The organism is Microcoleus sp. BM001215392 (genome assembly GCF_036700185.1).
Taxonomy (GTDB): Bacteria; Cyanobacteriota; Cyanobacteriia; order Cyanobacteriales; family Microcoleaceae; genus Microcoleus.
This window is the reverse complement of the sequence record NZ_JAUBOJ010000249.1, coordinates 1-1,056: the sequence shown is the minus strand read 5'-3', so window position 1 is coordinate 1,056 and position 1,056 is coordinate 1. Positions and strand designations below refer to the sequence as shown.

The window sequence follows — 1,056 nt, the reverse complement described above, 5'->3', positions numbered from 1 at the left end:
CAGGGCTGACTGTTTTAATCGCAGACTAATTATTTTCCCCCTGACGCACCCTACCTATTTATAGACGTTGATGTGGCATCTAAAGTTGCGATGTATCCCCACAAATCAGCAATCCCGATTCAGCATCGAGACTCGCCTCAATTCCCATCGGTAAAGCAGCGTTAACCCCCTCGTGCCCAAACGGCAAATCTGAGACAATGGGAATATTCAAGTCAAAGAGCCGATCGCGCAAAACCTCTGCAATGCTAAAACTAGGAATATCCGGGCCAACCTCGCAGCGACTAAACCGTCCCAAAGCAATCCCCCGCACCCCCGCAAAAGCCCCCGCCATCCGCCACTGAGTCAACATCCGATCGACCCTGTAAGGAGCCTCCGAAACATCCTCAAATGCCAGAATAGCACCAGTCAAATCCGGTTGATAAGGGGTTCCGAGCAAATGAGTAGCCACCGTCAGATTCGCTGGAAACAACCGCCCCGAAGCCTTTCCACCAGCCCATCCTTTACCTTGCAAAGATTGTAACGGACGACCTTCGATGCAGTCAAAAAGTCGATCGACCGACCAATCCGGTTCCGCGCCCAAAGTTGTCAGCAGCGGCCCGTGAACGCCCCAAATCCCCAATTTGTCGTGATTCCACAGCAAAGCCGTAATATCGGAAAAGCCGATTAACCATTTCGGTGCATGGGAATCGGGAGTCGGAAACCCGGAATTTGCCCGATCGCCCACCTTAGCTTTTTCCAAAAGTCGAGTGCTGCCGAAACCGCCTCGAACACACAGAATACCGCGACAATCCGGGTCACTGAGGGCATCTGCGAGCTGTCGGACGCGATTTTCGTCGGAACCGGCCAAGTAGCCAGCGCGATCGTCAAAACCCGGTGTTAGTTCAACTCGATAGCCGCGGGATTTCCAAATTTCCAAACCGCGTTCAAAATTAGTCAATTCTCGCAGCGCGCCGCTAGGTGCGATCGCCCTGAGCAAATCTCCCGGTTGCAGCCATTTTATGTTAGTCATTAGTTATTAGTTATTAGTTATTAGTTATTAGTTATTAGTTATTAGTT

General features: G+C 50.9%; 1 protein-coding gene. It reads right to left on the bottom strand.

The window, feature by feature from the left end:
• Positions 1-79: 79 nt before the first annotated feature.
• Positions 80-1,009: a S66 peptidase family protein gene (locus QT974_RS22695; RefSeq protein WP_333470684.1), complete on the bottom strand. Its 930-nt coding sequence runs from the start codon at positions 1,007-1,009 to the stop codon at positions 80-82.
• Positions 1,010-1,056: the final 47 nt, after the last annotated feature.

Coding starts and splice junctions, on each gene's coding strand:
- QT974_RS22695 (WP_333470684.1), bottom strand. CDS start 1,009: ATGACTAACATAAAATGGCTGCAACCGGGAGATTTGCTCAGGGCGATC.